General features: G+C 67.2%; 22 protein-coding genes. 10 read left to right on the plus strand and 12 right to left on the minus strand.

Annotation, left to right across the window (positions count from 1 at the left end):
- Positions 1-11: 11 nt before the first annotated feature.
- Both AC1UKG_RS22935 and AC1UKG_RS22940 read right to left on the minus strand, forming a co-directional pair.
- Positions 12-524, minus strand: coding sequence for a methylated-DNA--[protein]-cysteine S-methyltransferase (locus AC1UKG_RS22935; RefSeq protein ID WP_018744180.1), 513 nt, complete (start codon positions 522-524; stop codon positions 12-14).
- Positions 521-1,963 (minus strand): AlkA N-terminal domain-containing protein, encoded by a 1,443-nt coding sequence (locus AC1UKG_RS22940; protein ID WP_482643040.1) that lies wholly within the window; start codon positions 1,961-1,963, stop codon positions 521-523. The genes AC1UKG_RS22935 and AC1UKG_RS22940 overlap by 4 nt, the downstream gene beginning before the upstream one ends.
- Positions 1,964-2,102: 139 nt before the next feature.
- Between AC1UKG_RS22940 and AC1UKG_RS22945 the strand changes: the two genes are divergently transcribed.
- From AC1UKG_RS22945 to ychF, 3 genes are all read left to right on the plus strand, one after another.
- Positions 2,103-2,582, plus strand: coding sequence for a hypothetical protein (locus AC1UKG_RS22945; RefSeq protein WP_018744178.1), 480 nt, complete (start codon positions 2,103-2,105; stop codon positions 2,580-2,582).
- Between the two features lie 52 nt (positions 2,583-2,634).
- On the plus strand, positions 2,635-3,366 hold the full coding sequence (locus tag AC1UKG_RS22950) for a peptidase E (protein WP_018744177.1): 732 nt from the start codon (positions 2,635-2,637) through the stop codon (positions 3,364-3,366).
- 65 nt (positions 3,367-3,431) lie between these two features.
- A complete protein-coding gene (gene ychF / locus AC1UKG_RS22955; RefSeq protein ID WP_018216931.1) occupies positions 3,432-4,517 on the plus strand; it encodes a redox-regulated ATPase YchF in 1,086 nt (361 codons plus the stop codon).
- A 308-nt stretch (positions 4,518-4,825) separates the two neighbouring features.
- Here the strand turns inward: ychF and AC1UKG_RS22960 are convergent, their stop codons facing one another.
- Positions 4,826-5,734: a hypothetical protein gene (locus AC1UKG_RS22960; RefSeq protein ID WP_482643039.1), complete on the minus strand. Its 909-nt coding sequence runs from the start codon at positions 5,732-5,734 to the stop codon at positions 4,826-4,828.
- A 455-nt stretch (positions 5,735-6,189) separates the two neighbouring features.
- Positions 6,190-7,212, minus strand: a complete 1,023-nt coding sequence (locus tag AC1UKG_RS22965; protein ID WP_155244421.1) for a hypothetical protein — start codon at positions 7,210-7,212, stop codon at positions 6,190-6,192.
- 651 nt (positions 7,213-7,863) lie between these two features.
- On the opposite strand from AC1UKG_RS22965, the gene AC1UKG_RS22970 reads away from it, so the two are divergent.
- On the plus strand, positions 7,864-8,682 hold the full coding sequence (locus tag AC1UKG_RS22970) for a S1 family peptidase (protein WP_482643038.1): 819 nt from the start codon (positions 7,864-7,866) through the stop codon (positions 8,680-8,682).
- Between the two features lie 152 nt (positions 8,683-8,834).
- Here AC1UKG_RS22970 and AC1UKG_RS22975 read toward each other — a convergent pair whose 3' ends face one another.
- Complete coding sequence (locus AC1UKG_RS22975; protein WP_482643037.1) at positions 8,835-9,419, minus strand: GNAT family N-acetyltransferase; 585 nt, start codon at positions 9,417-9,419, stop codon at positions 8,835-8,837.
- 150 nt (positions 9,420-9,569) lie between these two features.
- On the opposite strand from AC1UKG_RS22975, the gene AC1UKG_RS22980 reads away from it, so the two are divergent.
- The 4 genes from AC1UKG_RS22980 (at position 9,570) to AC1UKG_RS22995 (ending at position 15,515) form a co-directional block, all read left to right on the plus strand.
- On the plus strand, positions 9,570-11,906 hold the full coding sequence (locus AC1UKG_RS22980) for an acylase (protein ID WP_482643036.1): 2,337 nt from the start codon (positions 9,570-9,572) through the stop codon (positions 11,904-11,906).
- Between the two features lie 428 nt (positions 11,907-12,334).
- Positions 12,335-12,904 (plus strand): GNAT family N-acetyltransferase, encoded by a 570-nt coding sequence (locus tag AC1UKG_RS22985; RefSeq protein ID WP_482643035.1) that lies wholly within the window; start codon positions 12,335-12,337, stop codon positions 12,902-12,904.
- A 173-nt stretch (positions 12,905-13,077) separates the two neighbouring features.
- Positions 13,078-14,274 carry a helix-turn-helix domain-containing protein gene (locus AC1UKG_RS22990; RefSeq protein ID WP_482643034.1) on the plus strand — a complete coding sequence of 399 codons (1,197 nt, stop codon included), beginning with the start codon at positions 13,078-13,080 and terminating at the stop codon, positions 14,272-14,274.
- Between the two features lie 572 nt (positions 14,275-14,846).
- The gene (locus AC1UKG_RS22995; RefSeq protein ID WP_482643033.1) at positions 14,847-15,515 is read left to right on the plus strand and encodes an endonuclease V; all 669 of its coding nucleotides are present in this window, start codon (positions 14,847-14,849) and stop codon (positions 15,513-15,515) included.
- Between the two features lie 182 nt (positions 15,516-15,697).
- On the opposite strand, the gene AC1UKG_RS23000 is transcribed toward AC1UKG_RS22995, so the two are convergent.
- Together AC1UKG_RS23000 and AC1UKG_RS23005 are read right to left on the minus strand one after the other, a co-directional pair.
- Positions 15,698-16,963 carry a DUF1214 domain-containing protein gene (locus tag AC1UKG_RS23000; protein ID WP_482643159.1) on the minus strand — a complete coding sequence of 422 codons (1,266 nt, stop codon included), beginning with the start codon at positions 16,961-16,963 and terminating at the stop codon, positions 15,698-15,700.
- 564 nt (positions 16,964-17,527) lie between these two features.
- Positions 17,528-17,794: a helix-turn-helix domain-containing protein gene (locus AC1UKG_RS23005; protein ID WP_018813989.1), complete on the minus strand. Its 267-nt coding sequence runs from the start codon at positions 17,792-17,794 to the stop codon at positions 17,528-17,530.
- An 81-nt stretch (positions 17,795-17,875) separates the two neighbouring features.
- On the opposite strand from AC1UKG_RS23005, the gene map reads away from it, so the two are divergent.
- Positions 17,876-18,694, plus strand: a complete 819-nt coding sequence (map, locus tag AC1UKG_RS23010; RefSeq protein ID WP_482643032.1) for a type I methionyl aminopeptidase — start codon at positions 17,876-17,878, stop codon at positions 18,692-18,694.
- A 38-nt stretch (positions 18,695-18,732) separates the two neighbouring features.
- Here the strand turns inward: map and AC1UKG_RS23015 are convergent, their stop codons facing one another.
- On the minus strand, positions 18,733-19,095 hold the full coding sequence (locus tag AC1UKG_RS23015; RefSeq protein WP_018222714.1) for a PH domain-containing protein: 363 nt from the start codon (positions 19,093-19,095) through the stop codon (positions 18,733-18,735).
- An 88-nt stretch (positions 19,096-19,183) separates the two neighbouring features.
- Entirely contained in the window at positions 19,184-19,480 is a 297-nt protein-coding gene (locus AC1UKG_RS23020) for a 4a-hydroxytetrahydrobiopterin dehydratase (protein WP_033662827.1), read from the minus strand.
- Between the two features lie 188 nt (positions 19,481-19,668).
- Between AC1UKG_RS23020 and AC1UKG_RS23025 the strand changes: the two genes are divergently transcribed.
- On the plus strand, positions 19,669-20,109 hold the full coding sequence (locus AC1UKG_RS23025) for a (deoxy)nucleoside triphosphate pyrophosphohydrolase (protein WP_018744164.1): 441 nt from the start codon (positions 19,669-19,671) through the stop codon (positions 20,107-20,109).
- An 84-nt stretch (positions 20,110-20,193) separates the two neighbouring features.
- Here AC1UKG_RS23025 and AC1UKG_RS23030 read toward each other — a convergent pair whose 3' ends face one another.
- From AC1UKG_RS23030 to AC1UKG_RS23040, 3 genes are read right to left on the minus strand one after another with little or no spacing between them, the layout of a single operon-like run.
- A complete protein-coding gene (locus AC1UKG_RS23030) occupies positions 20,194-21,294 on the minus strand; it encodes a succinate dehydrogenase/fumarate reductase iron-sulfur subunit (RefSeq protein ID WP_018744163.1) in 1,101 nt (366 codons plus the stop codon).
- A gap of 3 nt (positions 21,295-21,297) precedes the next feature.
- The gene (locus AC1UKG_RS23035) at positions 21,298-23,211 is read right to left on the minus strand and encodes a fumarate reductase/succinate dehydrogenase flavoprotein subunit (protein ID WP_018744162.1); all 1,914 of its coding nucleotides are present in this window, start codon (positions 23,209-23,211) and stop codon (positions 21,298-21,300) included.
- An 11-nt stretch (positions 23,212-23,222) separates the two neighbouring features.
- The gene (locus AC1UKG_RS23040) at positions 23,223-24,041 is read right to left on the minus strand and encodes a hypothetical protein (protein WP_033662826.1); all 819 of its coding nucleotides are present in this window, start codon (positions 24,039-24,041) and stop codon (positions 23,223-23,225) included.
- Between the last annotated feature and the right edge of the window lie 40 nt (positions 24,042-24,081).

Raw genomic sequence — 24,081 nt, forward strand, 5'->3', positions numbered from 1 at the left:
CGTCGCCGGTGTCAGCTTGTTGTCAACTGGCGCTCATGATTCAGCAGCCACTGCTTCACCTCCAGCCCCCAGCGGTAGCCACCGAGCGTTCCGTCAGTGCGCAGCACCCGGTGACAGGGGACGAAGAGTGCGGCGGCGTTCCGGGCGCAGGCCGCCGCGGCGGCCCGGACCGCGGCCGGGCGACCGGCCAGCCCGGCGAGCTCCGTGTAGGTGACCGGACCGCCCGGCTTCAGGTCCCGCAGCACGTCCCAGGCGTGGGCCAGGAATGCGCCGCCGGTGTTCTGCTCGACCGGAACCCCGTCCACCGCGGTCAGCTCCCCATCCAGGTACGCCGTGACGGCGGCGGTGACCGGGCCGAGGTCACGTCGTTGGCGCAACGGGGCGCGCAGGCGTGGGTGAACCAGGGTGAGCAGGGCGGGCAGGTCGGTGGTGAAGCCGGCGGCTCGGACCGCCCCGTCCGGTCCGGCGAGGATGCCGAGCGGGCCGGCGGGGGTATCGGCGACGGTGGCGTCGATCGTGTTCATGCTGCTCTCCAGAGTCGGCTCATCGCGTACGAGCGCCAGGGGCGCCAGCGGTCGGCGTACGAGTACAGGGTGTCCGGGCTGGTGGGGAGGCCGAGGGCGGCGGCGCCCCGGCGGACCGCCACATCGGTGGGGAGCAGGACATCCGGGTCGCCGAGCGCGCGGAGCGCCACGTAGTCCGCGGTCCACGCGCCGATCCCGGGGAGGGCCAGCAGCCGCTGCCGGGTCTCCTGTCGATCCCCACCCGGCTCCAGGTCGACCTCCCCGGCGGCCACCGCCGCCGCCAGCCGACGCAGCGTCTCCCGGCGGGCGGCCGGCATCCGGAAGGCTGAATCCGGCGCGGCAAGCACCTCCTCGGCGGCGGGGAACCCGGACAACCCCCCGCCTCCCGCCTCCGGCACGGGGGTGGGGAGCTGGCTCAGGAGCCGGGTGAGCGTGGTGCGGGCGGAGGCCACCGAGACCTGCTGGCCGACCACCGCGCGGACCGCCACCTCGAAACCGTCAACGGTGCGGGGCACCCGGACCCCGGGTTCCGCCGCGACCATCGGGGCCAGGGCGGGATCGGTGGTCAGGGCGGCGTCCACCGCGGTGGGGTCGGCATCGAGGTCGAGCAGCCGGCGGCACCGGGCCACCGCTGGCGCCAGGTCCCGCAGGTCGGTCAGGCGCAGCGTCGCCGCCACGTGCCGCTCCGTCGGGGTCAGCGCCGCCGTGCCGGTGCCGTGGGGCAGCCGTAGGCCCCGGTGGTAGGTACCGGCGCGTACCTCGTCCACCCCCGGTAGCGTCCGCGGGGCGAGGAAGTCCAGCAGCGCCCCGACGTGCAGTGGGGGGCGGTAGGCCAGCCGGACCGTGAACGTGCCGGGTCCCGCGGGTGCCGTTCGACGACGCCGGGTGGCCCGCAGCTCGGACGGCGGGACCGCATACACCTCGCGGAGGGTGTCGTTGAACTGCCGTACGCTGCCGAACCCGGCGGCGAACGCGATCTCCGCCAGCCCGAGGTCGGTGGACTCGATCAGGGTCCGCGCGGTCTGCGCCCGTTGCGCTCGGGCCAGCGCGAGCGGGCCGGCGCCCAGCTCGGTGCGGAGCAGCCGGTGCAGGTGCCGCTCGGTGTAGCCGAGCCGCGCCGCCAGGCCGGGCACCCCGTCGCGGTCGACCACGCCGTCGGCGATCAGCCGCATGGCCCGACTCACCAGATCTGCCCGGAGATCCCACTGTGGTGAACCGGGGGTCGCATCCGGCCGGCATCGACGGCAGGCCCGCAGCCCGGCGCCCTGCGCCGCGGCAGCAGATGGGAAAAACCGTACATTTTTTCGCTTCGGGGTGGTCGCCGGACAGGATGGCCGACAGTAGATGCCGGTGGAGAGCACACCGGTGTAGAACCAGCCGTCAAACCGCTGGTCGCGGCTGTCAACGGCCCGGTAGCACCGTTCAAAGTCCAGGTCCACGCACCGATGATGCCTCCGTCCGGAGCCGGTCGGCTGGCGGGAATCGGACGCCGGTGTAGCGCGGGGGTGCCCGGGGCAGGAACGGTCGGTCCTGGTCGGTACCGTCTCGCACACCAGGTCACGGGAGAAAGGTGCGGCGATGGCAAGCGGGGCGGGCGGACAGGCACCGACACGGGACGGGCACCCGCCGCTGGATCCGGCGGTCACGCAGGGCTTCTTCACCCGCATGCGGGTAGTCGCTCCGGCGGCGGTCGGAGCGCTGGACCGGGACCGGGCCGGAAACCCGGAGCGGGCGTTCGAGGAAACCGCCAGCGGTCGGCTGGTCCGCTCGCTGGACGACGACCGGCTCCGTGCGCTCGGCATGTGGGTGCACCACTGGTGCGTGCGCTTCTACGACGACGACACCCGGGCGGCGGTGCGGCTGCTCGGCGAGATCGCTGCCCGGCCGGGGCTGGGGTGGACCGCCGACGAGGTCCGCTGGATGCTCCGCGAGTCGCACGCGGTCGGGCCGGCGGCCGACGCGCGCTTCACCCTGCCGCTCGCCGCCGCCGCCGAACTGCCGTCGGAAACGCCGCGGATCGAGCCGGCCATTCCCCGCCAGGCCCGCCCCCGGGACTGACCGAGGCCGCGCTCGGGCAGGATGGGCGACGCACCCGACGGAAAGGACGACCGTGGCCGCCACCGAACCCACCATCCTCGCCACCAGCATGGGCATCTTCGCGCCGGGACGCGCCGGCCAGCCCCGGCAGATCAACCCGGTCTTCGACCTGGCCGCCGACCTGGCCCGCGCGGCGGAGCCACGGATCTGCTTCCTCGACCAGGCCCAGGGGGACCAGCCGGCCACCCTGACCCGGGTTTACGAGGGGTTCGCCGGCAGCCGGTTTCGGATGTCCCACCTGGCCCTGTTCCCGATGCCCAACGTCGAGGACGTGCGGGCCCACCTGCGGGCGCAGGACGTCATCTGGGTTGGCGGCGGCAGCGTGGCCAACCTGCTGGCGGTGTGGCGGGTGCACGGCCTCGGCGAGATCCTGCGGGAGTGCTGGGAGGCCGGGGTCGTGCTCGGTGGGGTGTCCGCCGGCTCGATCTGCTGGCACTCCGGCGGCGCCACCGACAGCTTCGGGACCACCCTGCGGGGCTTCACCGACGGGCTGGGCTGGCTGCCGTACGGCAACGGGGTGCACTACGACAGTGAAGACCAGCGGCGCCCGTTGATGCACCGGCTGGTCGGCGACGGCACGCTGCCCACCAGCCGGTGCACCGACGACGGCGTCGGTCTGCTCTACCGGGGCGAGCGGCTGGTCGAGGCGGTCGCGGACCGGCCGGGTGTGTCGGCGTACGAGGTCAGTCGCGGCCCGGACGGCAGCATCCGGGAGACCCCCATCGGCCCTCGCCTGCTGGGCTGAGCCGGCGACAGGAATCGTCGGCCAGGTGCCGGTGGTCAACTGGCGGCGGCGTAAGCTGGCTCGTCGTGAGTCTCACCATCGGCATCGTCGGCCTGCCCAACGTCGGCAAGAGCACCCTCTTCAACGCGCTGACCAAGAATGACGTGCTCGCGGCGAACTACCCCTTCGCCACCATCGAGCCCAACGTCGGTGTGGTCGGCCTGCCGGACGAGCGGCTGGGCAAGCTCGCCGAGATCTTCGAGTCGCAGAAGGTGATTCCCGCGCCGGTGTCGTTCGTCGACATCGCCGGGCTGGTCCGGGGCGCCTCGAAGGGGCAGGGGCGGGGCAACGCGTTCCTCGCCAACATCCGCGACGCCGCCGCGATCTGCCAGGTCGTCCGCGCCTTCTCCGACCCGAACGTCGTGCACGTTGACGGCAAGATCGCCCCGGCGGACGACATCGAGACGATCAACACGGAGCTGATCCTCGCCGACCTGCAGACGCTGGAGCGGGCGATTCCCCGGCTGGAGAAGGAGGCCAAGCTCCGCAAGGACCGGGCCGCCGCGGTGACCGCCGCCAAGGCCGCCGTGGAGGTGCTCGACAACGGCACCACCCTGTACGCGGGCGCGGCTGCCGCCGGTGTCGCGCTGGAACACCTGCGCGAGCTGCACCTGCTGACCACCAAGCCCTTCCTGTACGTCTTCAACGTCGACGAGGCCGAGCTGGCCAACGCCGAGTTCCTCGACGAGCTGCGGGCCCTGGTCGCCCCCGCCGAGGCCGTCTTCATGGACGCGAAGATCGAATCGGAGCTGGTGGACCTGCCCGAGGAGGAGGCCCGCGAGCTACTGGAGTCGATCGGGCAGGCCGAGCCCGGGCTGGACCAGCTCGTCCGGGTCGGCTTCCGCACGCTGGGGCTCCAGACGTACCTGACCGCCGGACCCAAGGAGGCGCGGGCCTGGACCGTGCCGGTCGGGGCGAGCGCACCGGAGGCCGCCGGGGTCATCCACACCGACTTCCAGCGCGGCTTCATCAAGGCGGAGGTCGTCTCCTATGACGACCTACTCGAGGCTGGGTCGATGAGCGCCGCGAAGGCGGTGGGCAAGGTCCGCATCGAGGGCAAGGACTACATCATGCAGGACGGCGACGTCGTGGAGTTCCGCTTCAACGTCTGAAGCCGGCCTGTAGAGGCTGCCGAGTTGCCCCAGCGATCGACCAGTCGCCCCGAAGATGCCGGTTGAGCAGGTGCCGGGGCGCTGGGCGGGGACCTGCGCGATGGGGTGGGCGAGCATGTCCAGGTGATCGGCGGCGGTGTTGGCTCCGACGTGCCTGGCCGCAGCTTCACGGTGTCCACGACCACCGCACCGGCGCTGATGTCCGGCCCGGCATGAAAGCAGCCTGGGACCTGTATCCATCCCAGGCTGCTTCGTCCGGCGAAAACGGACCGCCGGTAGCCGCTGATCGACAGCAGGATCGCACGTATCTACGGTTGAAGAACGGCCTCTAGGCACTCGTCTAGTCCGTCAATTGAGCCGTGCTGTCGCTCCGCCGATTCAACCCACGTGGCTTCGGGAGAGGATGCCTGATAGGTTTCCCTAATCAGGGATTGGGGCGTGACGGAGTCATTCGGCGCGGCCACAATGCAGGATTTGCCAGCGGTGTGTGCCTGGATTCCCGTGTGCAGCGGTATCCGTTCGCAAGCAGCAAATCGCGAGGCGAGCAGATCAGCAATATCGCCGATCTTCCTGTTGCTACGGTCTGGCGACCGAGTTGTCGAACATACTTCCTGCCACTCTGCGAGCCGGCCCACCGAGAGTGAGTCCCGACCAAATCGCTGCCAATATTCGTCGGAAAGAGTGCCGATCTCGGAAATGCCTTTCCCCTGAATGATGGCCTGGGAGTTCTCGTTGGCGTACCTTTCGTCGGAGTATCCCAACTCAACCAATGCGGACAGTTGGTCAAAATATGTTACCGGCAACGAGCGAGAGTCGACCGTCACGGGCGACATTGCCTCAACAACGCCGAAATTTCGTTCCAAAACCGCAGCCTGCTCAGAGATGAGGGCATCACCCTCAACTCCTACGGGAAACGGCCGAACAAGAACACTCCAGTCCAGGCTAAATTCACTTTCCGACGCTTTTTCGAGCAGGTATGCAAGCCTCTTCGAACCCCAGGAGTGGCCGACGAATCCCTTGAGGTCGAGGTGTTCTAGTTGGCCGATAGCCGCCACCAGCTGGGAGTAGTTTCCGGGGTCGAATCCCCATGCGCGATGCGCAACTGGCTGGTTGGGTTGCTGGCCAGGCGGCCATGCTAACTGGCACTTCTCCGCAACGTCCGGGGCATTACCAGCGAATGCAACGACTTGGTCACGGAGGTGATCGAAGTGAGCCACGAGTGCATCCTCACAACCCTCAGGAGGCGCCTGCCTAACCCATGGCTCCTCAATGAAGAGCAGATTGTACCGAGAGCTGAGTACGCTGAAGTTCGTCGCGAAAGACTTAAGACCCAAAGCTCCGGACAGCACGGATATCCCGGGGCCGCCGAGATCCACGAGGACGGTTTCTGCCGTTTCCTCGCGACTACGAAGTAGCGAATATCGCCAAGACTTATTGCCGACAATGATTGCTGAGCACTCTTCACGAGTTGGCCAGACATCGCAATGATCTGATGATTTCCATGAACTCGGACTCTCCCCGGCTCTCTCCGGCTCCGATTCAAGCACGAAAGGCGCAGCGAGGGCGGCCAAGCCGAGAATCGCTACGATCGTCGCGGCGATCACAGCGCGGCGGGCGCCGCGGCTACGCCGCGACACCCGCCATCCCCACCCTCGACTACTCGAAGGGTCGTTCACCATCCGCTGTCTTTCTGCACCCAGTTTTCCTTCTGGAAACCAGTGATGCTCCCGTAGGTGACGGTTGCCCAGTTGTAGTCAGCCATCACGGGAATGACACTTGAGTTACTGGCGTCAAAGTCCCCGGCAACGTCCATGTACATCTGGCCCAGCGAGCCGGTGTTTGTGTCGTCGTCTTGCTGGTAGTCAACGGCGATCTTGCGACTCACCGAGTTGATGTCCAGGATGCGATCCACACACTTGGTGAGTGGGATTCCGATTGATCCGCCCACGCCGTTGTATTCACCACTTAAAGTAACGGTGCCGGCCGAGGAGCAGTCGTCGTCAATGGATCGAGGGGCCCAGTCATTGAGTTTAGGCAGCTTTGACTCGTGCCCCACCCACGGACGGGCAGCGATGTAGAGATCAGTCGTTACGGCCTGGAAAAAATTAGAGTCCTGCAATGCCGGGGTCCACAGCATCCACCGGTTATACACCCAGTGGACCGTACCGGGCTGCGCCCACCACTCCCAGCACGAGACCAGCTTGTGGTCGCGGTCCGCGTCATAGTTCGGCACGAACCAGGTTGTGGTACAGGCGTTGTCCTGCTTATACATGTTGTCTGGGTCGGTGCCCGCGCTGTAGCCCGCGCCAGCTGAGGTGGGAACACTGTCGGCCGTAGGCGAACCAGCTGCCTCGACTCCCATTCCCATCTGTGCGCGACCGTCCGGGTGTTCGGCAAGCTGAATTTCGAGCGACTGCGGCGTCTGCTCGCCTTCCCACACCATGTCGACCATTTCACCCGGATTGAACGGATCCGGCAGTGACGCCACACTCAACGACCGCTCGTCAACCAGACGGCCGAGCCGGACCTGTTCCTCAAGGTGCTCGGTCACCCGACTCCGGGCCTGAATTGCGTCCTTAGGAAGTCTGTCTGCCCGGACGCTGGCCGCTGCGATGTCCGCAGCTTCAAAACGCGCCTTCTGGACGACCGGCTTCTCATCGGTCACGTCAGCACTTGCAGGCGTGGCGATGGCCACTACACCAGTGGACCCGATGGCGCATGCCAACAGTCCCGTTACAATCGACTTCGTTCTCACAGCGCTCCATCTCGAAAGTGGGAACACAGACGCCCCGTCGGATGCAGCCCGGCGGGGCGTCGATCTTGTCCAGCACCCTACCAGTGTACGGACGGTTCAGGATATGTCCGTCTCATCTGGATTCGGTGGGCTGGTTGGTCCCCCATCCGTCAGTTGCTTGTTGAGCAGGGCCTTCCCGGCTGGTAGCGCGCCTCCGGCGCTGTCGGCAGGCACGGGATTGTTACGGCGTTGCCGTGAGTCGTTGACGCAGCCGGACCAGTCGACCCCGCCCTATCTGGCAGCACGGGCGCGTCCCGACGATGTAAGGACCACTGTCAACCCTCGAGTTGCCACTCGGATCCGGCGTCTCCGGCCGTGTTGACCTGCTACGGCAGGGAAAGCATGTGACCTCACACCCCGTCCGAACCAGCTGACCCGCATGGCACAGATCGAAGGCCATTCCGATCGCTTGTGGATGTCGACTGATCGTTCCTTACACCGGTGCCCACCTCGGGCGCCGCAACCAGCAGGTATAGTCGCTTGACTATATATTCGGTACACAGTATTTTTATGTATTTCATCTCGGTAATACTCCGGTGCTAGCCTTCCCCGATGATTCGTTTGCCAGCTATAGCGCCGCGCATCGCGGCGGCCGCGGCCGCCGCGGCCCTCGGGGCGTCGGCCGCACTCGCCGCATCCGGCACCGCCCATGCGGTCGCCAATGGAACCCCGGTTGCCGAAGGTGACTACACCTTTGCCACTAAACTCACGATGACCGATATCCCGCGGCCCGACGGAACCACGTACGACAGCGCGTGCTCCGCCGCTCTCATCGCCCCCCAATGGATAATCACCGCAGGACACTGCTTCCACGACGTGTGGGGGAATCCGGTAAGCGGACCAGTTCCCTATGCGACCACCGCGACCGTCGGCCGCGCTAGCCTGGACGCCACAACAGGGCACGTCATTGACGTCGTTGAGGTACAGCAGGCATCCAGCCTCGACGTATCGCTGGCCAAGCTGGCAACTCCCGTCACCGATATCGCTCCACTGCCGGTTGCTACCACGAAACCGCAGACCGGAACCATCGTGCGTATGACTGGCTGGGGTGCCACCAGTTCCCACAACCCCACGCCCGCCACCCACCTGCAGACCGGCCAGTTCATGCTGAACCGCGTCGCCGGCACCTCAGCCATGATGGTCGGTCATGCTCCAGCCGCCAACACGAGCGCCTGCCTGTACGACTCCGGTGCGCCCTACTTCACCGAAAACCCGGACGGCACCCAGACGCTGGTGTCCGTGGTATCAGACGGCCCGCCCTGCCCCCACTCGCAGGAGGAGACGACGGCTCGGGTCGACCATATCGCCGATTGGATCCACCACACCACCGGCCAGAGCGGCAGCGAGAGCGCATACCCCGTCTCCCGGTGACAAGTACCCAAGGCTGACCGCTCTCGGTGAGTCGGCGAAAATCGCTCGCCGGATGTGCGGCACACGTCGCGCATCCGGCGGGTGAAAATCCAGAAGCGAAAATACTCTTTCCCTACACGTTGACGAGCAGCGCAGTTCTCGATCTGGGTCTGTCACCCAGGTGAGTTCTGCCACGACGTCTGCACGCCCTGGTCGCGGAGGCTGTAGTGGCGCAGCCGTACGGGTCGGCCGCCCGGGCCGGTCCAGTCGGCGGTGGCGGTGTGGGTGTGTCGCCAGCCGGTGCGTTCGTACAGGGCGATGGCGGCGGCTGACCTGGGGTCGTCAACGATCTCCAGCGTGAGGTCGAGTTGGTGCTCGGTGGCCCATTGGCGGGCGTGGTGCAGGAGCCTGGTCGCGGTGTTGTGGCGACGGGCGGCCGCTGCGACGAACAGGCGGCTGACCTCGACCGCGGTCTCGGCGACAGGGCCGGTTGAGCAGACAGGGCTGGTCGTGGAGGCGGAGCTGGTCGGGGAGGCGGGATCGGTCGCGGCGGCGGGGTGGTGGAGGGCGAGGTGGCCGACGACGGTGCGTCCGTGCTCGGCGATCCAGGCGTGGCGCGCGTTGTCGGGGGAGAGCCACTCGTACGGGTCGCCGGGCCAGTTCAGCGGGTAGCGGTCCCGCCGGTGCACGTCTGCGAGGACCGAGATGCAGCGGTGCAGGTCAGCCGGGACCCGATCGCGGATGCTGAGGTCGTCCATCTGGTCATCATCGTCGAGCGGCCCCTCGGGGTGAACCCTGACGAAACTTCATGGTCAACTACTGATGTCCGGTGCAGTTCTCCACCGCTAGCCTCTGTCGAGCATGGACAAAGCCCCACGAGGAGGACGCACCGTGAAGAGAGCCCACCGATGATCCGACGTCGGCTCGCCGCCGCAGCTACCGTCGTCGGACTGGCCGCCGCCGGCCTCACCGCTACCGGCGGTACCGCTGTCGCGTACGGCGACGGCTACGCGGCCCTGATCCAGCGCGCGTCGTACGGCGTGCCGCACATCACCGCCCGTGATTTCGCCAGCCTCGGCTTCGGTGCCGGCTACGTGCAAGCCGAGGACAACATCTGCCTGATCGCCGAGCGGATGGTGACGGTCCGCGCCGAACGGTCCCGCTGGTTCGGCGCGGACGCCAGCAACGTCAGCAGCGACCTCTTCCATCAGAAGGCCATCGACGACCAGGCCGCCGAGAAGTTGCTCGATGGTCCCCACGACGGCGTTCGTGCGCCCTCCACCCAGGTGCGCGATCAGATCCGCGGCTTCGCCGCCGGCTACAACGCGTACCTCCGGGACGGGAAGGCGATCACCGACCCGGCCTGTGCCGGGAAGGAATGGGTACGCCCGATCAGCGAACTGGACATGTGGCGGGCGCAGTGGGCCGACGTGGTCCTGGTCAGCTCTGGCCTGCTCGCCGACCTTATCGTCGCCACTGCGCCCCCCACCGCCAGCGGGAACAGCGTGTCGGCGAGTGCCCCGCAGACGGCAGCGGTCGCCGGCTCGGACGGTACGGCGACCGGGTTGGGCAGCAACGCGTACGGCTTGGGGCGGGACGCCACCACCAGCGGTGCCGGCATGCTGCTGGCCAACCCGCACTTTCCGTGGGACGGCGCCGACCGCTTCTACCGGATGCATCTCAAGGTGCCGGGCCGCTACAACGTCGAGGGCGCGGCACTGGTCGGCGGGCCAACCATCCAGATCGGCCACAATGGCCAGGTCGCCTGGAGCCACACCGTCTCCGTCGCGAAGAGATATGTCTGGCACCGGCTGGAACTGGTGCCCGGTGACCCGACCAGCTACCGCTACGACGGCGAGCCCCGGAAGATGACCGCCCGTACGGTCACCGTCCAGACTCCCGAGGGGCCGGTCAGCCGGACCCTCTACGACACCCACTTCGGCCCGGTCGTCGTGGTGCCCGGTGCGCTCGACTGGACCACCACCACGGCGTACGCGATCACTGACGCCAACGCCACCAACAACCGCGCGCTCGACGGCTGGCTGGCCATGGGACAGGCCGGGTCGGTGGGCGAGCTGCGGACGGTGTTGGACGAGCGGCAGTTCCTGCCCTGGGTCAACGTCATCGCCGTTGACCGTCGCGGCCGGGCCCTCTACGCCGACCACTCCGTCGTGCCCCGGGTGACCGAGTCGCTGGCCGCCGCCTGCATTCCGGCCCCCTTCCAGGACTGGTACGAGAGCAAGGGCGAGGTGGTTCTCGACGGTTCCCGCTCCGCGTGCGAGTTGGGTCGGGATCCGGACGCGGCGGTGCCCGGCATCCTCGGCCCGGCCAACCTGCCCACCCTGGTCCGCAGTGACTACGTGACCAACTCCAACGACAGCTACTGGCTGGCCAATCCGGAGCATCCGTTGGAGGGCTACCCGCGCATCGTCGGCGACGAGCAGACCCAGCGCAGCCTGCGGACCCGGCTCGGCGTGCACCAGGTGCAGCAGCGCCGCACCGGCACCGATGGACTGCCCGGGAGGGGCTTCACCACCAGCAACCTGTGGGATGTGGCCCTCGGCAACCGGGTCTACGGTGGTGAACTGGTCCGCGACGACCTGGTTCGGAGTTGCGAGGCGGAGCCGACGGCGACCACCTCCGACGGCGCCACGGTCGACCTGACCGCAGCCTGCGCCGCCCTGCGTGGTTGGGATCTTCGGGTTGATCTGGGCAGCCGGGGCGCACACCTGTTCACCGAGTTCGCCCTGGCCAAGGGCCTGCGCTTCGCCGACCCGTTCGACCCGGCCGCCCCGCTGGCTACGCCGAGCCGGCTTGCCGTCAACGACCCGGAGGTGCGGACCGCGCTCGCGGACGCCGTCCAGAAGCTGGACGGCATCCCGCTCGACGCCCGGCTCGGCGACATCCAGACCGAGCCGCGGGGGGCCGAACAGATTCCGATCCACGGTGGCCACCACGATGCGGGCGTCTTCAACCTGATCCACAGTGCGTTTGAGCCCGGCGTCGGCTATTCCAAGATTGTCCACGGCACCTCGTTCCTGATGGCCGTCGAGCTGGGTAGGGACGGGCCGTCGGGCCGGCAGATCCTCACCTACTCGCAGTCGGCCAATCCGAACTCCCCCTGGTACGCCGATCAAACCCGGCTGTACTCGGAGAAGGGTTGGGACACCATCAAATTCACGCAGCGCCAGCTCCACGCCGACCCGAACCTGGTCACGTACCGGGTGGGGGAGCGGCGCGACTGACCGCGGTCCGGTGGCCGGTGGGTCCGCCCCACCGGCCACCGGTCCCACCGAGCGGCTGCCGGCCACATTCGCTGGTGCCAGGCCGCTCCGCGGGTTGGGTGCGTCGATGAGCATCATTCTGAGCACTCCGAAGGTCGACGAGCTGTCATCAGCGGCCGAGGCGCTCACACGGTGGCAGCTCGACGAGGGAGCACTGCAGTTGCACTCCGGCGATCTCGGCTGGCACTCGCAAAACGGGCCGAGGCTACCGCCGCTGCAACTCGGGCGTGGCCGTGCGACGGGGAGGTTCTCGCGATCGGACTGCTGGACGGCCCGGGGCTGGTGCGCCTGGCGGTCGCTCCGCACCGGTGCGAGGATGCGGCACTGGCCCGCCGGCTCACCGCCGATCTGAACGACCCGACAGGTGGTGTCCTGCCGGCGACGGCGGCGTGACCGTTGAAGCCCGGGGTGCGGAGCTCCTGACCCAGCTGCTGCTGGAGCGGGGTTGGGAACGGGACGAGCCATGGACAACGTTCCATCGAACCCTCTCGGATCCGGTGGAGGAGCGCGGTCTGCGCGTCGAGACGATCGAGCCCGATCGCGCCGAGGTGTGGGTCGCCGTTCACTGGTCCGCGTTCCGTGGCTCGGTCCGCACTGATGCCGACCGACGCCGTACGGTCGGGCGTTGGCTCACGATGGCTGGTGGCCCGTTCTACGGTGACGCACGCAGCCTCGCCCTATTCGACGAGAACGACGATGCCGTGGTGGTGGCGGCCGTGTGGTCAGCCGGTCCCGGGCGGCCGGGACTGCTGGAACCGATCGGCGTCCACCATGGTCATCGTGGCCGTGGCTACGGCACCGCGGTCACGCTCGCCGCCGCCGCGACCCTTCGCGACCTGGGTGCCTCCAGCGCGGGCGTGTGCGTGCAGAGCTCCAACGCCGGTGCTATGGCCACCTACGCCTCGGCCGGCTTCACCCCGTCCGCCGAGGTGACTGATCTGCGTCGCGGCCCTCGGTAACCCACTCGGCGTGCGGCCCGCGGGGAGCTGTAGGGGACAGCATCGGGGTGGAGGGTGGCATCGATGCGGCCGGTGACGTGTTGAGGGTACCGATGCACGACGTAGGCGGTACCGTCAACGTGATGGCCGGCTGGGTGACTTCGCGCCGGGCCTGTTGAGCTTGGAGTGGCGTTATGGCCTCGTCCGTCGATCCGCGCTTCGGGGTAGCACTGCGTGAGTTCCGGGAGCGGCGTGGGCTGTCGTTTCGATCCCTCGGGCAGCTCGCTCATCGGAGTAAGAGCCACCTGCAGGAGCTGGAGGCAGGAGTCAAGGCTCCGACACTCGACACGGCGCGCCACCTGGACCGGATTCTCGGCGCGGGAGGCGTGCTGGCTCGCCTGGTTGACGCGCCGATCGACCATGCGGCGGAGGCCGGCGAACTCCGGGCGAGAGTCGCCGCCAGTGATGTGAGTGGAGAGGTGCTCGACCGGATCGAGCAGGGCGTTGACGACCTGGCCAGTTCCTATCCGACGTTGGCTCCGGTAGACCTGTTGCCGCTGGTACGGCGGCACCTCGCCGTTGTGCGGCGGCTACTGGATGGACGGGTCACGCTTGCTCAACAACGGCGGTTGTTGGTTGCTGGTGCCTGGTTGGCGGTGCTGCGGGCGACCGTTCACATTGACCTTCGGCAGCGGGTCGCTGCGGCTGCCCACCTGCGAGCTGCGCGGGACCTTGCCGAACATGCCGAGCACGGTGAGATTCAGGCATGGTGCCTGGAAACCCGGGCCTGGGACGTGCTGACTCAAGGTGACTACCGGAGGGCGCTCGATCTTTCCAATCAAGCTCAGCGGGTTGCCCCGAAGGGCAGCTCTGCTCGCATCCAGGCGACCGCTCAGGAGGCGCGCGCGTGGGCACGGATGGGCGAGGTCGGTGCGACCCGTCGAGCGTTGGACCGGGTGGAGCGGTTGACGGCGAATCTGCCCGTTCCGGAGCGGGCCGAGCACCACTATCGTTACGACCCGGCCAAGGCTGCCGCCTATACGGCCACGACGTTGGCGTGGGCGGGGGACCCCGGTGCCGAGCAGGTAGCACGGGCGGTGCTGGCTGATTTGGACCCGCACGGAACTGGGGGAGCGCGGCCTCGCCGGTCCGCGTCAGCTCGTCTCGATCTTGGCCTTGCCCTGGTCGCCGCCGGTCAGCCCGACGAGGCGGTCGCTCTGGGGGTGCAGGCTGTGGCGTCCGGGCGGGTGGTGCCGTCGAACTGGTGGCGAGCTGCGGAACTGTTGACAAAGGTGGAACAGTCGGGGGCACCGGAGGCCGCGACCTTGCGTGACCTGTGCGTGGAGTACGCCCCGGGACGCCGACTACCAGCGGACAGCAAACCGGGTTAGCGGACACTTAGCTACTAGATCGATGACGTGCCCGGCGGGACGCTGGACCCTGACCACACCGGGCGCGGAACGAGATACATGGGCAGACGTCCCTCCGCGCTTTCAGGATTGAGGGGCGGACCTATGGCCGTGGCAATTGGCTTTCTGCGTCGAATTGTCAGTCGATACCTCGTGTCGGCACCGGCTGGCTCAGGAGTCGGCCAGCGCATCCAGGAAATGGAACAGGAAGCCGCGCGACAGCGCCTGTTGGACCAGGCGCGAGGCGCGCATCAGCAGTCGGCAACAGGCAGCAGGCAGAGCGTTTGATGTCTGTGGAGCGGCGGGTCCCTTATGGCGCGTACGTCTTGGTGGTCGCGCTGACCCTGGCGCGTCGGCATCGTTCGGTCTGGTGCTGGCGACGGTGGCGGTGGACCTGCCGGTGTGGCGGAGAATTACCGTGCCGTGCGCGACATCAGATTCCGATTAATCGCGGCCACTGGCCAGCGGAGGGGGAGTGGTGAGCGGCGAGGTGGAGTGGGCGACTCGTCGGCAGGCGCGCGCGAGCGTCACCCGGTTCCTGGATAGCCTCAGCTGTGCCCTGGAGTGAAGAGGATGCTGAGCAAGTTCAGCGACAGCTTCGGCGTCAGGTTGACCTGTCGACCCGACTGACCTCCTTCCCGGAGTCGGTGGTGGGGCTCGATGTGTCCTACGAGAAATCCACAAACCGGGTATGTGCGGCGGCTGTGGTGATCGAGCTGGAGTCGTTGGCGGTGACAGATGTGGCGACCGTGGTCGGGGAGGTCAAGTTTCCGTACGTCCCTGGCCTGCTGGCGTTTCGGGAGGCACCGATTCTGTTGGAGGCGCTCCAGGGGTTGGCGGATGAGCCGGAGGTGTTGGTCTGTGACGGCTACGGCATCGCGCATCCGAGGCGCTTCGGCCTGGCCTGTCATCTCGGTGTGTTGACTGGGCTGCCAACGTTCGGGGTCGCCAAGACCTCCTTCACCGCCGATTTCGCGTACCCAGACCTTCGCCGTGGCGCCGGGTCGCCGCTGGAGGAGGGTGGGGAGACGCTTGGGCGTGCGCTACGTACGCGGGATGGGGTCAAGCCCGTCTTCGTTTCGGTTGGCCACCGAATTGGTCTTGATCAGGCGTGCGACATAACCCTGAGCTTGTGTCCGCGTTATCGAATTCCTGAGGCGACCCGTCAGGCGGACCTCGTGTCCCGTCGAGCGCTGCGCGGGTTGAGCCGGTCCGGAGGCTGATCGGGCGGCTGGCCTGGTCGAGGACGGAATCTTCACTGCCGGAATCCCAGAAACGCCCCCCGGTGGACTGCCGCGAACTCGACAGGGTCCCGTCAGTCCGGCCCGGAGGGCGCTTTCTCGGTTCCCGCCCCCAACACGGCCCTTCGTGGAGGTGAGCGGTGCGTGGCCGCTACGAGGGAGGCTCAACCCTTCCCGCGGGGACCGCCTCCGTTCCGTCCAGATTGATTGATTTCACGGACCGCCGGTGGGACGTACGTTCCCTCGGCCACGCTTCCCTCCGGGCCGTAGACGCGGAGCATCATGCTGAAGGGCCCATCGGGTACGGGTAGCCAGTTGGCGATACTCACTCCGGGTGGCGGAGTTGGTGTTGCGTAGATGCTGATCGAGCCGTCCTCGTTGGTCTCGAGCCCGGGCGTATAGCCTGCTACGACGTACTTGTCCTCCGGGTTGCGATGCAGGGTGATTGTTTCGGATATGTAGGAGGTAACGGACCAAAACTCGCGGGCCTGGGGGATCTGGTCTCTTTCGAACGTGAGGACATATCCACCGGAGGCGCCGTTAAGTTGTCGATCATTGCTGTCTTTGAAGACGTCGTAGTATGCTGAACTTTCGATGTCATTGCAGTACTGGCAGAATTGGGTAATCGAGGATCGGTCGAGGTAGTTGGTTCCCCAGAAGCCGATGTTCCGGAAGTTGATCCAGTTGTTCTGATCGGTGTTGTCAAGATAGTTCGATATGATGTCGGCCTGCGCGTCCTGGGTCGCTCGCGCGAATTCGTCCTCGAACATCCCGGTAGCAAACAGCCGGTCGAACTCTTCCGCTAGTGCCCTGTTGTCGCCGGTGAGCGGTGGTGTCCGGATATCCATCACTCCCCGCTGGAGTTCTCGCAGGAAGCGAAGTGGGTTATCTTTGATCATCCGGTCCGCATCGAGCTTGAACGAGCGAGCCCAGAAAGACACCGGGACGATCAGGGTCTCTGCCAGTACGCCCCGCTCGTATGCCAGCAGGGGGCCCATGCGGAGGGATCGCCGGAACTCTTCGGCCAGCGCGATCTGGTTCTCCCCGTCGGGTGAGAATCTGTTGACTCGGATGATCATTAGCGGGTTCGTCACCGGAAGCGGGATTTCGGTCAATTCTGGTGGAAGGGTTCCGCTCCAGCCGGGTCCGGTAAGGGCGTAGCGACCGCCAGAGGTTGTCGAGATATCCGTCTTGATGATGTTCCCGTAGACGTCTGTGATGAGTACGCCGTAAGTTGCCATGGTGTCCGGAATTTCCAGGACCGCTGGCTCGTTCCGTACGCCGACGAGCGCAGAGGTGTACAGCGTGTCGTCATTGGGTGCTACGACGGAGCGAAATAGTGGGGACATCCGGTCTGGTCCGAAAAGTAGGTTGGGGACCAGGATGAGTTGTTGCTGATGTGTGAACCATCGAGGGTAGAACTTCGTCACATAACGGCGCGTCACGTCGTAAACGTCGGTTGCCTGACTGTCGGCCTCTCCTCCTGGACCCCCGGAAGATGGTGATCTCGCAGTGGTGTACGAGGGAACGGTAAGTAAGATCACCACAGCGCAGAGGGAGGCACAGAGGGATCGGATCAAGCGGGCCATGAAGCCTCCTTCGAATGATGCGCAGATGGGCATCACGAATTCGCAACCGAATGGGCGACTACTTCAGACCAAATCTGATGATCGTTCACAGTCTCGCAAACTCTGAGCCTTAATTCTGCGAAACGGCTCGTGTCACCCGAAGGCGGAGTCTGTCCGGCTTTGCGCGCCGAAACCTGGGCCGTTGCGGTAGCTTCGAAGGTTCGCGTGGCGGGCGAGGGTCCGATCGCGGGTTCGAGCGGCGCCGGTGGATGAGCCTTCGTGGAGTGTGCTCTGGGTTGCCGGTGGCGGGGCTTGTGTGCTCCTTGAGACCGCCGCAACGGAGTAGTTCCGGCGCTTGGCCGGGGGCTCCGGCGCTTGGAGGTGGCCGCCGGGCTGGTTGGCCGGGGCCGCCCGCGCCGCTGTTGGTCAGGATGCCTGCGGGATGGACGGGCTGGCGAGCCAGGCGTCAGCCAGCTCGGCTAGGGGGGTGTCGAGGGCGCGACTGAGGCAGACCACGGTGCCGAACGCTGGTGCGGGCAGGCGACCCGACTCGATCTTGCGCAGGGTTTCGGGGGAGATGCCGGCCGCCAGGGCCACCTCGACGAGGCCGCGATCGGCCCGCGCGGCCCGGAGGGCGACCCCGAGGCGCTGACCCGCGGCGATCTGTTCGGCGGTCAGGGGTTGGCGAACCATGTCGGCAGGATAGCTCCCGGTGTTCTCCCCCGGGGGTGGTATAAAAATACGGTATTAAAATACCGCTGCCCGGGAGGCGTCGTGATCGAGCTGAAGTCCGCCGCGGAGATCGGCCAGATGGCGGTCACCGGCCAGTTCGTCGGTGAGCTGCTCGCCGAACTGGGTGAGGTCGCCGCGGTCGGCGTCAACCTGATGGACCTTGAACACCATGCCCGCCGTCGGATCGCGCAACGCGGTGCCGAGTCCTGCTACTGGGACTACGCTCCCTCTTTCGGCCGTGGCCCCTTCCGTAACGTCCTGTGCCTGTCGGTCAACGACGCGGTGCTGCACGGCCTGCCGCACGACTATCTCCTCCGCGACGGTGACCTGCTCAGCATCGACATGGCGGTCAGCATCGAGGGCTGGGTCGCCGACTCCGCGGTCTCCCTCATCGTGGGCGCCCCCGCCCCGGCTGACCTGAAGCTGATCGAGGCCACCGAGGTCGCCCTCGACGCCGGCATCGCCGCCGCCCAGCCGGGGGGCCGACTCGGCGACATCTCCGCCGCGATCGGTCAGGTCGCGCACTCCTACGGCTACCAGGTCAACGGCGAGTTCGGTGGGCATGGCATCGGCCGCACCATGCACGAGGCCCCGCACGTGGCCAACAACGCCCGCGCCGGTCGCGGACTGAAGCTGCATCCCGGTCTCACCATCGCCATCGAACCCTGGTTCTGCGCCTCCACCGACGAGATCAAGTTTGACGAGGACGGCTGGACGATCCGCTCCGCCGACGGCTCCCGTACCGCCCACTCCGAACACACGATCGCCATCACCGCCACGGGCCCGCAGATTCTGACCCGGCGTCCCGGTCGCGGTGCCACCGGCGCCGATCCCACCGGCAGGCCCGCGGCGGCCTCCTGACCTCACCCCAGGGACCGCCGTACCCGGATCGGGGCGGGTCAGCTGATGTAGTGCAGGATCACGTTGTGCACGTGGTGGCTCTTCTGGGAGCCGCGGAACTCCACCTCGTAGGTGTGCGTGCCGACGTGAATGGCGATGGCGCCGGTGGAGAAGAACGAGCCGCCCCACGACTTGTTGCTGACCACGCTCACGCTGGTGATCTTCGCGTACGGGATGCTGGTGATCGCGTAGCGTTTGCCGATGAACGAGCGGTCCTGGATGATCACGCGCCGGTCGGTCACGCCGATGAAGCCGGTACCGGTGCCGACGGCATCGTAGACGGCGATGATCTGCTCGCCCTCGAGCAGCCCGCTCTGGATCTGCTGCAGCTGCTCCTTGCGGTCGTATGTCGCGTTCGCCATGGCCTCAGCGTAGGCGTGGAAAGCACATCGAAGCTTGACAAAGTGATCTGTGGTGACGGTTCGTCGGCTGCTGGTGACCCGCGTCGTCTCAGGGCTCGGTGACGGCGCGGTACGCGTCCTCGATGCGGGCGGCCAGTAGGACCTCGCCCTCGGTCAGCGGCACGGTCTCGTGACCGACTCGTATCTCGGTCTGGTCGGCGTGGCGACTGATGTCGGGGCGAAGGTGCAGCGCGTCCGCGACCACCTTCACCCGCTCGGTGAGGGCCGCGTGCTGGGAGTCGTCGATGGGGAGCGTCCGTCGGATCCCTTCGCCCTCCCGGGTCCAGCCGGGCAGCAGAGTCAGCGCATCGTTGAGATAGTTGTGCTTACCCCGCCCGAACGGCATGCGTACCACCACACCTCCCGGCATCGTTGCGGTCTTGTAGCCTAATCGTCGCTTTTCCGTGTCTTTTTGGTGGACTTAGTCTGTCCCCTGGTGGGAGCTGTGTCCACGGCCACACTTCTGGGTCTTCCTGGCCTGATGGGTTAGTCACGGTACCCAAACCGACGATTGATCTGGCACGCTGGACGCTCGTGCGAACCGAACAGGCAAGCGATGGCGGTCGGGTCGAGCGACCCGAGCCGAAGGTGATCGTCGGCGCGGCAATCATCCGCAACGGTCGGGTGCTGGCCTGCGCACGGTCTGCCCCGCCGGAGGTGGCGGGCCGGTGGGAGTTCCCCGGCGGCAAGGTGGAGCCGGGGGAGAGCGAGGTCGCGGCGCTACGGCGTGAGTGCGCCGAGGAGCTGGCTGTCCGGGTGGAGATTGGGGAGCGGGTCGGCCGGAGCGTGCGGATGGCCCATGGGCGCTCGGTGCTGAAGGTGTATCTGGCCCGGCTGCTGCAGGGCGACCAGCCGCAGGCCTTGGAGCACTCGGCGCTGCGTTGGCTCTCCGCCGCTGAGTTGGACAGCGTCACCTGGCTACCCGCCGATGCCCCGATTGTCGCCGCGCTCCGCCCGCTGCTGGCCGCCGGTTGACCCGCAACAGAACCGGAAGGCCGACCCGAAAACGGACAGAGCCGGCGGAGTTTGCCGCCGGCTCTGTCATCGTCGCTGACGTGTTCAGTGTTTGTCCTGCTCCGGGTGGGCGTAGTTCAGGTGCTCCGGCGGCAGCGGGAAGCTCACGTCCTCACCGAAGGGCGATGGTGCCGCGGGCCGGTCGAAGGTGAGCTCGGTCAGCGGCAGCTTGCCGGACTCGTCAAGCGTCGGGGCGGTCGGCTTCGGCACCTCGCGATGCCAGTTGACACCCGCCTGCGCCTGCGCCTCGGCCTTCGGGTCGTGCGAGGCTCCCGCGTGGGAGTGGAACTCGGGCGGGCCGGCCGCGGGGGTGCGCACGGCGCCCGGGGAGTGCTCGCTGGTCACGCTGGTCTGAGGCACCTGACCCCTCCGGAAGATCTTGTTACCAAGCCAAACAAGAGGATCATACTTCCGGTCGACTACCCGCTCCTTCATGGGGATAATCCCGTTGTCAGTGATCTTGATGTGCTCGGGGCAGACCTCGGTGCAGCACTTGGTGATGTTGCAGTAGCCCAGACCCTGTTCGGCCTGCGCGTACTCCTTGCGGTCCTCCCGCGCGTCCAGCGGGTGCATGTCCAACTCGGCCGCCCGAATGAAGTAGCGCGGCCCGGAGAAGGCGGGCTTGTTCTCCTCATGGTCCCGGATCACGTGACAGACCGTCTGACAGAGGAAGCACTCGATGCACTTGCGGAACTCCTGGGAGCGCTCGACGTCAACCTGCTGCATCCGGTAGTCGCCCGGGGTGACACCGGGAGGCGGTGCGAAGGCCGGTGTCTCCCGGGCCTTCTCGTAGTTGAACGAGACATCGGTGACGAGGTCCCGAACAATCGGGAACGTCCGTAGCGGCGTGACCGAGATCGGCTCGTCCTCGGTGAAGGTCGACATCCGGGTCATGCAGGCCAGCTTCGGTTTGCCGTTGATCTCCACCGAACAGGAGCCGCACTTGCCGGCCTTGCAGTTCCAGCGGCAGGCGAGGTCCGGCGCCTCGGTGCTCTGCAGTCGGTGGATGATGTCGAGGACGACCTCGCCCTCTTTCACCTCGACCAGGTATTCCTTCAGGTCGCCGCCGGTCTCGTCGCCCCGCCAGATGCGGAACTCTCGCTTCGTGGCCGGTGCGCCGGCTGCCTGGCTCTTCTCGGTTCCCATTCCTCAGCGCTCCTCCTTAGTGAGGGCGTCGAACTCCGCCAGCTCCTCGTCGGTCAGGTACTTGGCCAACTCCGCACGGTCGAAGAGGGCGAAAAGCTCCGGCCGCATCCGCGGTAGCGGCTTGCGGTCCAGGTGCACGATGTCGCCTTCCAGGGAGCAGACCTGGTTGACCCGCCGCCAGGCCGGGTCCATCGTCGGATGATCCTCCCGGGTGTGGCCGCCCCGCGACTCCCGCCGCTCCAGCGCTGCCTTCGCGGTGCACTCGGAGACCACCAGCATGTTGCGGAGATCCAGGGCGAGGTGCCAGCCCGGGTTGTAGCGCCGGCCGCCCGCCGCGCTCACCTTGGCCACTCGTTCGCGAAGCTCGCCGAGTCGGGCCAGCGCGTCAACCAGCTCGCCCTCCCGCCGGATGATGCCGACCAGATCGCCCATCACCGCCTGGAGATCCTGCTGCAGGACGTACGGGCTTTCGCCGGTGTCCCGCTGCAACGGGGCCAGGGCCGTCTCCACCGCGGTCTCCACCGCCGGCACCGGGACCCGGGGTCGAGACGCCAGCCCGTCAGCGTACGAGGCGGCGTGCCCGCCCGCCCGCTTGCCGAAGACCAGCAGGTCGGAGAGGGAGTTGCCGCCGAGTCGGTTGGAGCCGTGCATGCCACCGGAGACCTCACCCGCGGCGAACAGCCCGCGGACGTGGCCGAAGGCTGCACCGGAGTCGGGGTCGACCTCCACTCCACCCATCACGTAGTGACAGGTCGGCCCGACCTCCATCGGCTCCCGGGTGATGTCGACGTCGGCCAGCTCCTTGAACTGGTGGTACATCGACGGGAGGCGACGGCGAATCTCCTCCGCCGGCAGCCGGGAGGCGATGTCCAGGTAGACGCCGCCGGCCGGGGTGCCCCGGCCCGCCTTGACCTCGCTGTTGATCGCCCGGGCCACCTCGTCGCGCGGCAGCAGCTCCGGTGGACGCCGGTTGTTGTCCGGGTCCTCGTACCAGCGGTCCGCCTCGGCCGCACTGTCCGCGTACTGCTTCCGGAACACATCCGGCACGTAGTCGAACATGAACCGCGTGCCCTCGGAGTTCTTCAGGATCCCGCCGTCCCCGCGAACCGACTCGGTGACCAGGATTCCCTTCACCGAGGGGGGCCAGACCATGCCGGTGGGGTGGAACTGGAGAAACTCCATGTTGATCAGCGTCGCCCCGGCCCGCAGCGCCAGCGCGTGGCCGTCCCCGGTGTACTCCCAGGAGTTCGAGGTGACCTTGTACGACCGGCCGACCCCGCCGGTGGCCAGCACCACGGCCGGCGCTTCGAAGAGAACGAACTCGCCCGACTCCCGGTAGTAGCCGAAGGCGCCGGCGACCCGGTCCCCGTCGAGTAGCAGCTCGGTGATGGTGGTCTCGGCGAAGACCCGGATCCGGGCGTCGTACGAGCCGTGCTCGTGTCGATCTTCCTGCTGGAGGGAGACGATCTTCTGCTGGAGGGTGCGGATCAGCTCCAGGCCAGTGCGGTCGCCCACGTGCGCGAGGCGCGGGTACTCGTGCCCGCCGAAGTTGCGCTGGGAGATCCTCCCGTCCTTCGTCCGGTCGAAGAGGGCGCCGTAGGTCTCCAGCTCCCAGATTCGTTGTGGCGACTCCTTGGCGTGCAGCTCGGCCATGCGGAAGTTGTTCAGGAACTTGCCGCCGCGCATCGTGTCGCGGAAGTGCACCTGCCAGCTGTCCCGGCTGTTCACGTTCCCCATCGCGGCCGCGGCGCCGCCCTCAGCCATCACCGTGTGCGCCTTGCCGAAGAGCGACTTCGAGATGATCGCGGTCTTCTTGCCGGCCAGTCGGGCCTCGATCGCGGCTCGCAGTCCGGCGCCGCCGGCTCCGATCACGACGACGTCGTAGTGGTGTCGTTCGATTCGCGTGGTAGTGGTCATGTCGGGGCCCTCTAGTTGATGAACCGCAGGTCGGTGAACCAGCCGGCGGAGACGGCCATGATGTAGAAGTCGGTGAAGAGCACCGTGAACAGCGACACCATGGCGAACGTGCCGTGCCGGACGTTCAACTTCGAGATCAATGTCCAGAAGCGGTACCGCACCGGGTTCCGGGAGAAGTGCTTCAGTCGTCCGCCCATCACGTGCCGACAGGCGTGGCAGGAGAGCGTGTAACCGGCGAGAGCGACGATGTTGACCAGGATGATCAGCGTGCCCAGACCGATCCCGAAGGCACCGTCCGGTCCGCGGAACGCGAGGATCGCGTCGTAGATGTTGATCAGCAGGACCACGAAGGCCAGGTAGAAGAAGTACCGGTGCCAGTTCATGACGAACAGCGGGAATCGCGTCTCCCCGGTGTACTTCTGGTGCGGCTCGGTCACCGCGCAGGCCGGCGGGGAGGCCCACAACGAGCGGTAGCCCGCCTTGCGGTAGTAGTAGCAGGTCACCCGGAACCCGGCGACGATCGGGAAGGCGACGATGCCGAGGGGGAGGAAGAAGGGGAACTCGCCGAACGGGGTGCCGAAGTGCGACGAGCCGGGCACGCAGGAGTCGGTCAGGCACGGCGAGTACAGCGGCGTGAGGTAGTGGTAGTCCTCCACGTAGTACCACTTCGCCATGAAGACGCGGATCGTCGAGTAGACGATGAAGAAGAGCAGAATTGCGGCGATGCCGACGGGCTGCACCCACCAGCGGTCGGTACGCAACGTTCTCGCCGCGATGGCGGCACGCGGAGGCGCACCCGGCCCTCCCGGCCTCGTTGCCGTTGATGTCATTCGAGTCGTCTCCCTGACGGGGCCCGGATGGGCGGCGGAT

The organism is Salinispora sp. CH2A1_6, assembly GCF_056820975.1.

Bases quoted from the DNA above. Each gene is read 5' to 3' on its own strand.
- AC1UKG_RS22935 (WP_018744180.1), bottom strand. From the start codon at position 524: ATGAACACGATCGACGCCACCGTCGCCGATACCCCCGCCGGCCCGCTC.
- AC1UKG_RS22945 (WP_018744178.1), top strand. From the start codon at position 2,103: ATGGCAAGCGGGGCGGGCGGACAGGCACCGACACGGGACGGGCACCCG.
- AC1UKG_RS22970 (WP_482643038.1), top strand. From the start codon at position 7,864: ATGATTCGTTTGCCAGCTATAGCGCCGCGCATCGCGGCGGCCGCGGCC.
- AC1UKG_RS22975 (WP_482643037.1), bottom strand. From the start codon at position 9,419: ATGGACGACCTCAGCATCCGCGATCGGGTCCCGGCTGACCTGCACCGC.
- AC1UKG_RS22980 (WP_482643036.1), top strand. From the start codon at position 9,570: ATGATCCGACGTCGGCTCGCCGCCGCAGCTACCGTCGTCGGACTGGCC.
- AC1UKG_RS22990 (WP_482643034.1), top strand. From the start codon at position 13,078: ATGGCCTCGTCCGTCGATCCGCGCTTCGGGGTAGCACTGCGTGAGTTC.
- AC1UKG_RS23005 (WP_018813989.1), bottom strand. From the start codon at position 17,794: ATGGTTCGCCAACCCCTGACCGCCGAACAGATCGCCGCGGGTCAGCGC.
- AC1UKG_RS23015 (WP_018222714.1), bottom strand. From the start codon at position 19,095: ATGGCGAACGCGACATACGACCGCAAGGAGCAGCTGCAGCAGATCCAG.
- AC1UKG_RS23020 (WP_033662827.1), bottom strand. From the start codon at position 19,480: ATGCCGTTCGGGCGGGGTAAGCACAACTATCTCAACGATGCGCTGACT.
- AC1UKG_RS23030 (WP_018744163.1), bottom strand. From the start codon at position 21,294: ATGGGAACCGAGAAGAGCCAGGCAGCCGGCGCACCGGCCACGAAGCGA.
- AC1UKG_RS23035 (WP_018744162.1), bottom strand. From the start codon at position 23,211: ATGACCACTACCACGCGAATCGAACGACACCACTACGACGTCGTCGTG.
- AC1UKG_RS23040 (WP_033662826.1), bottom strand. From the start codon at position 24,041: ATGACATCAACGGCAACGAGGCCGGGAGGGCCGGGTGCGCCTCCGCGT.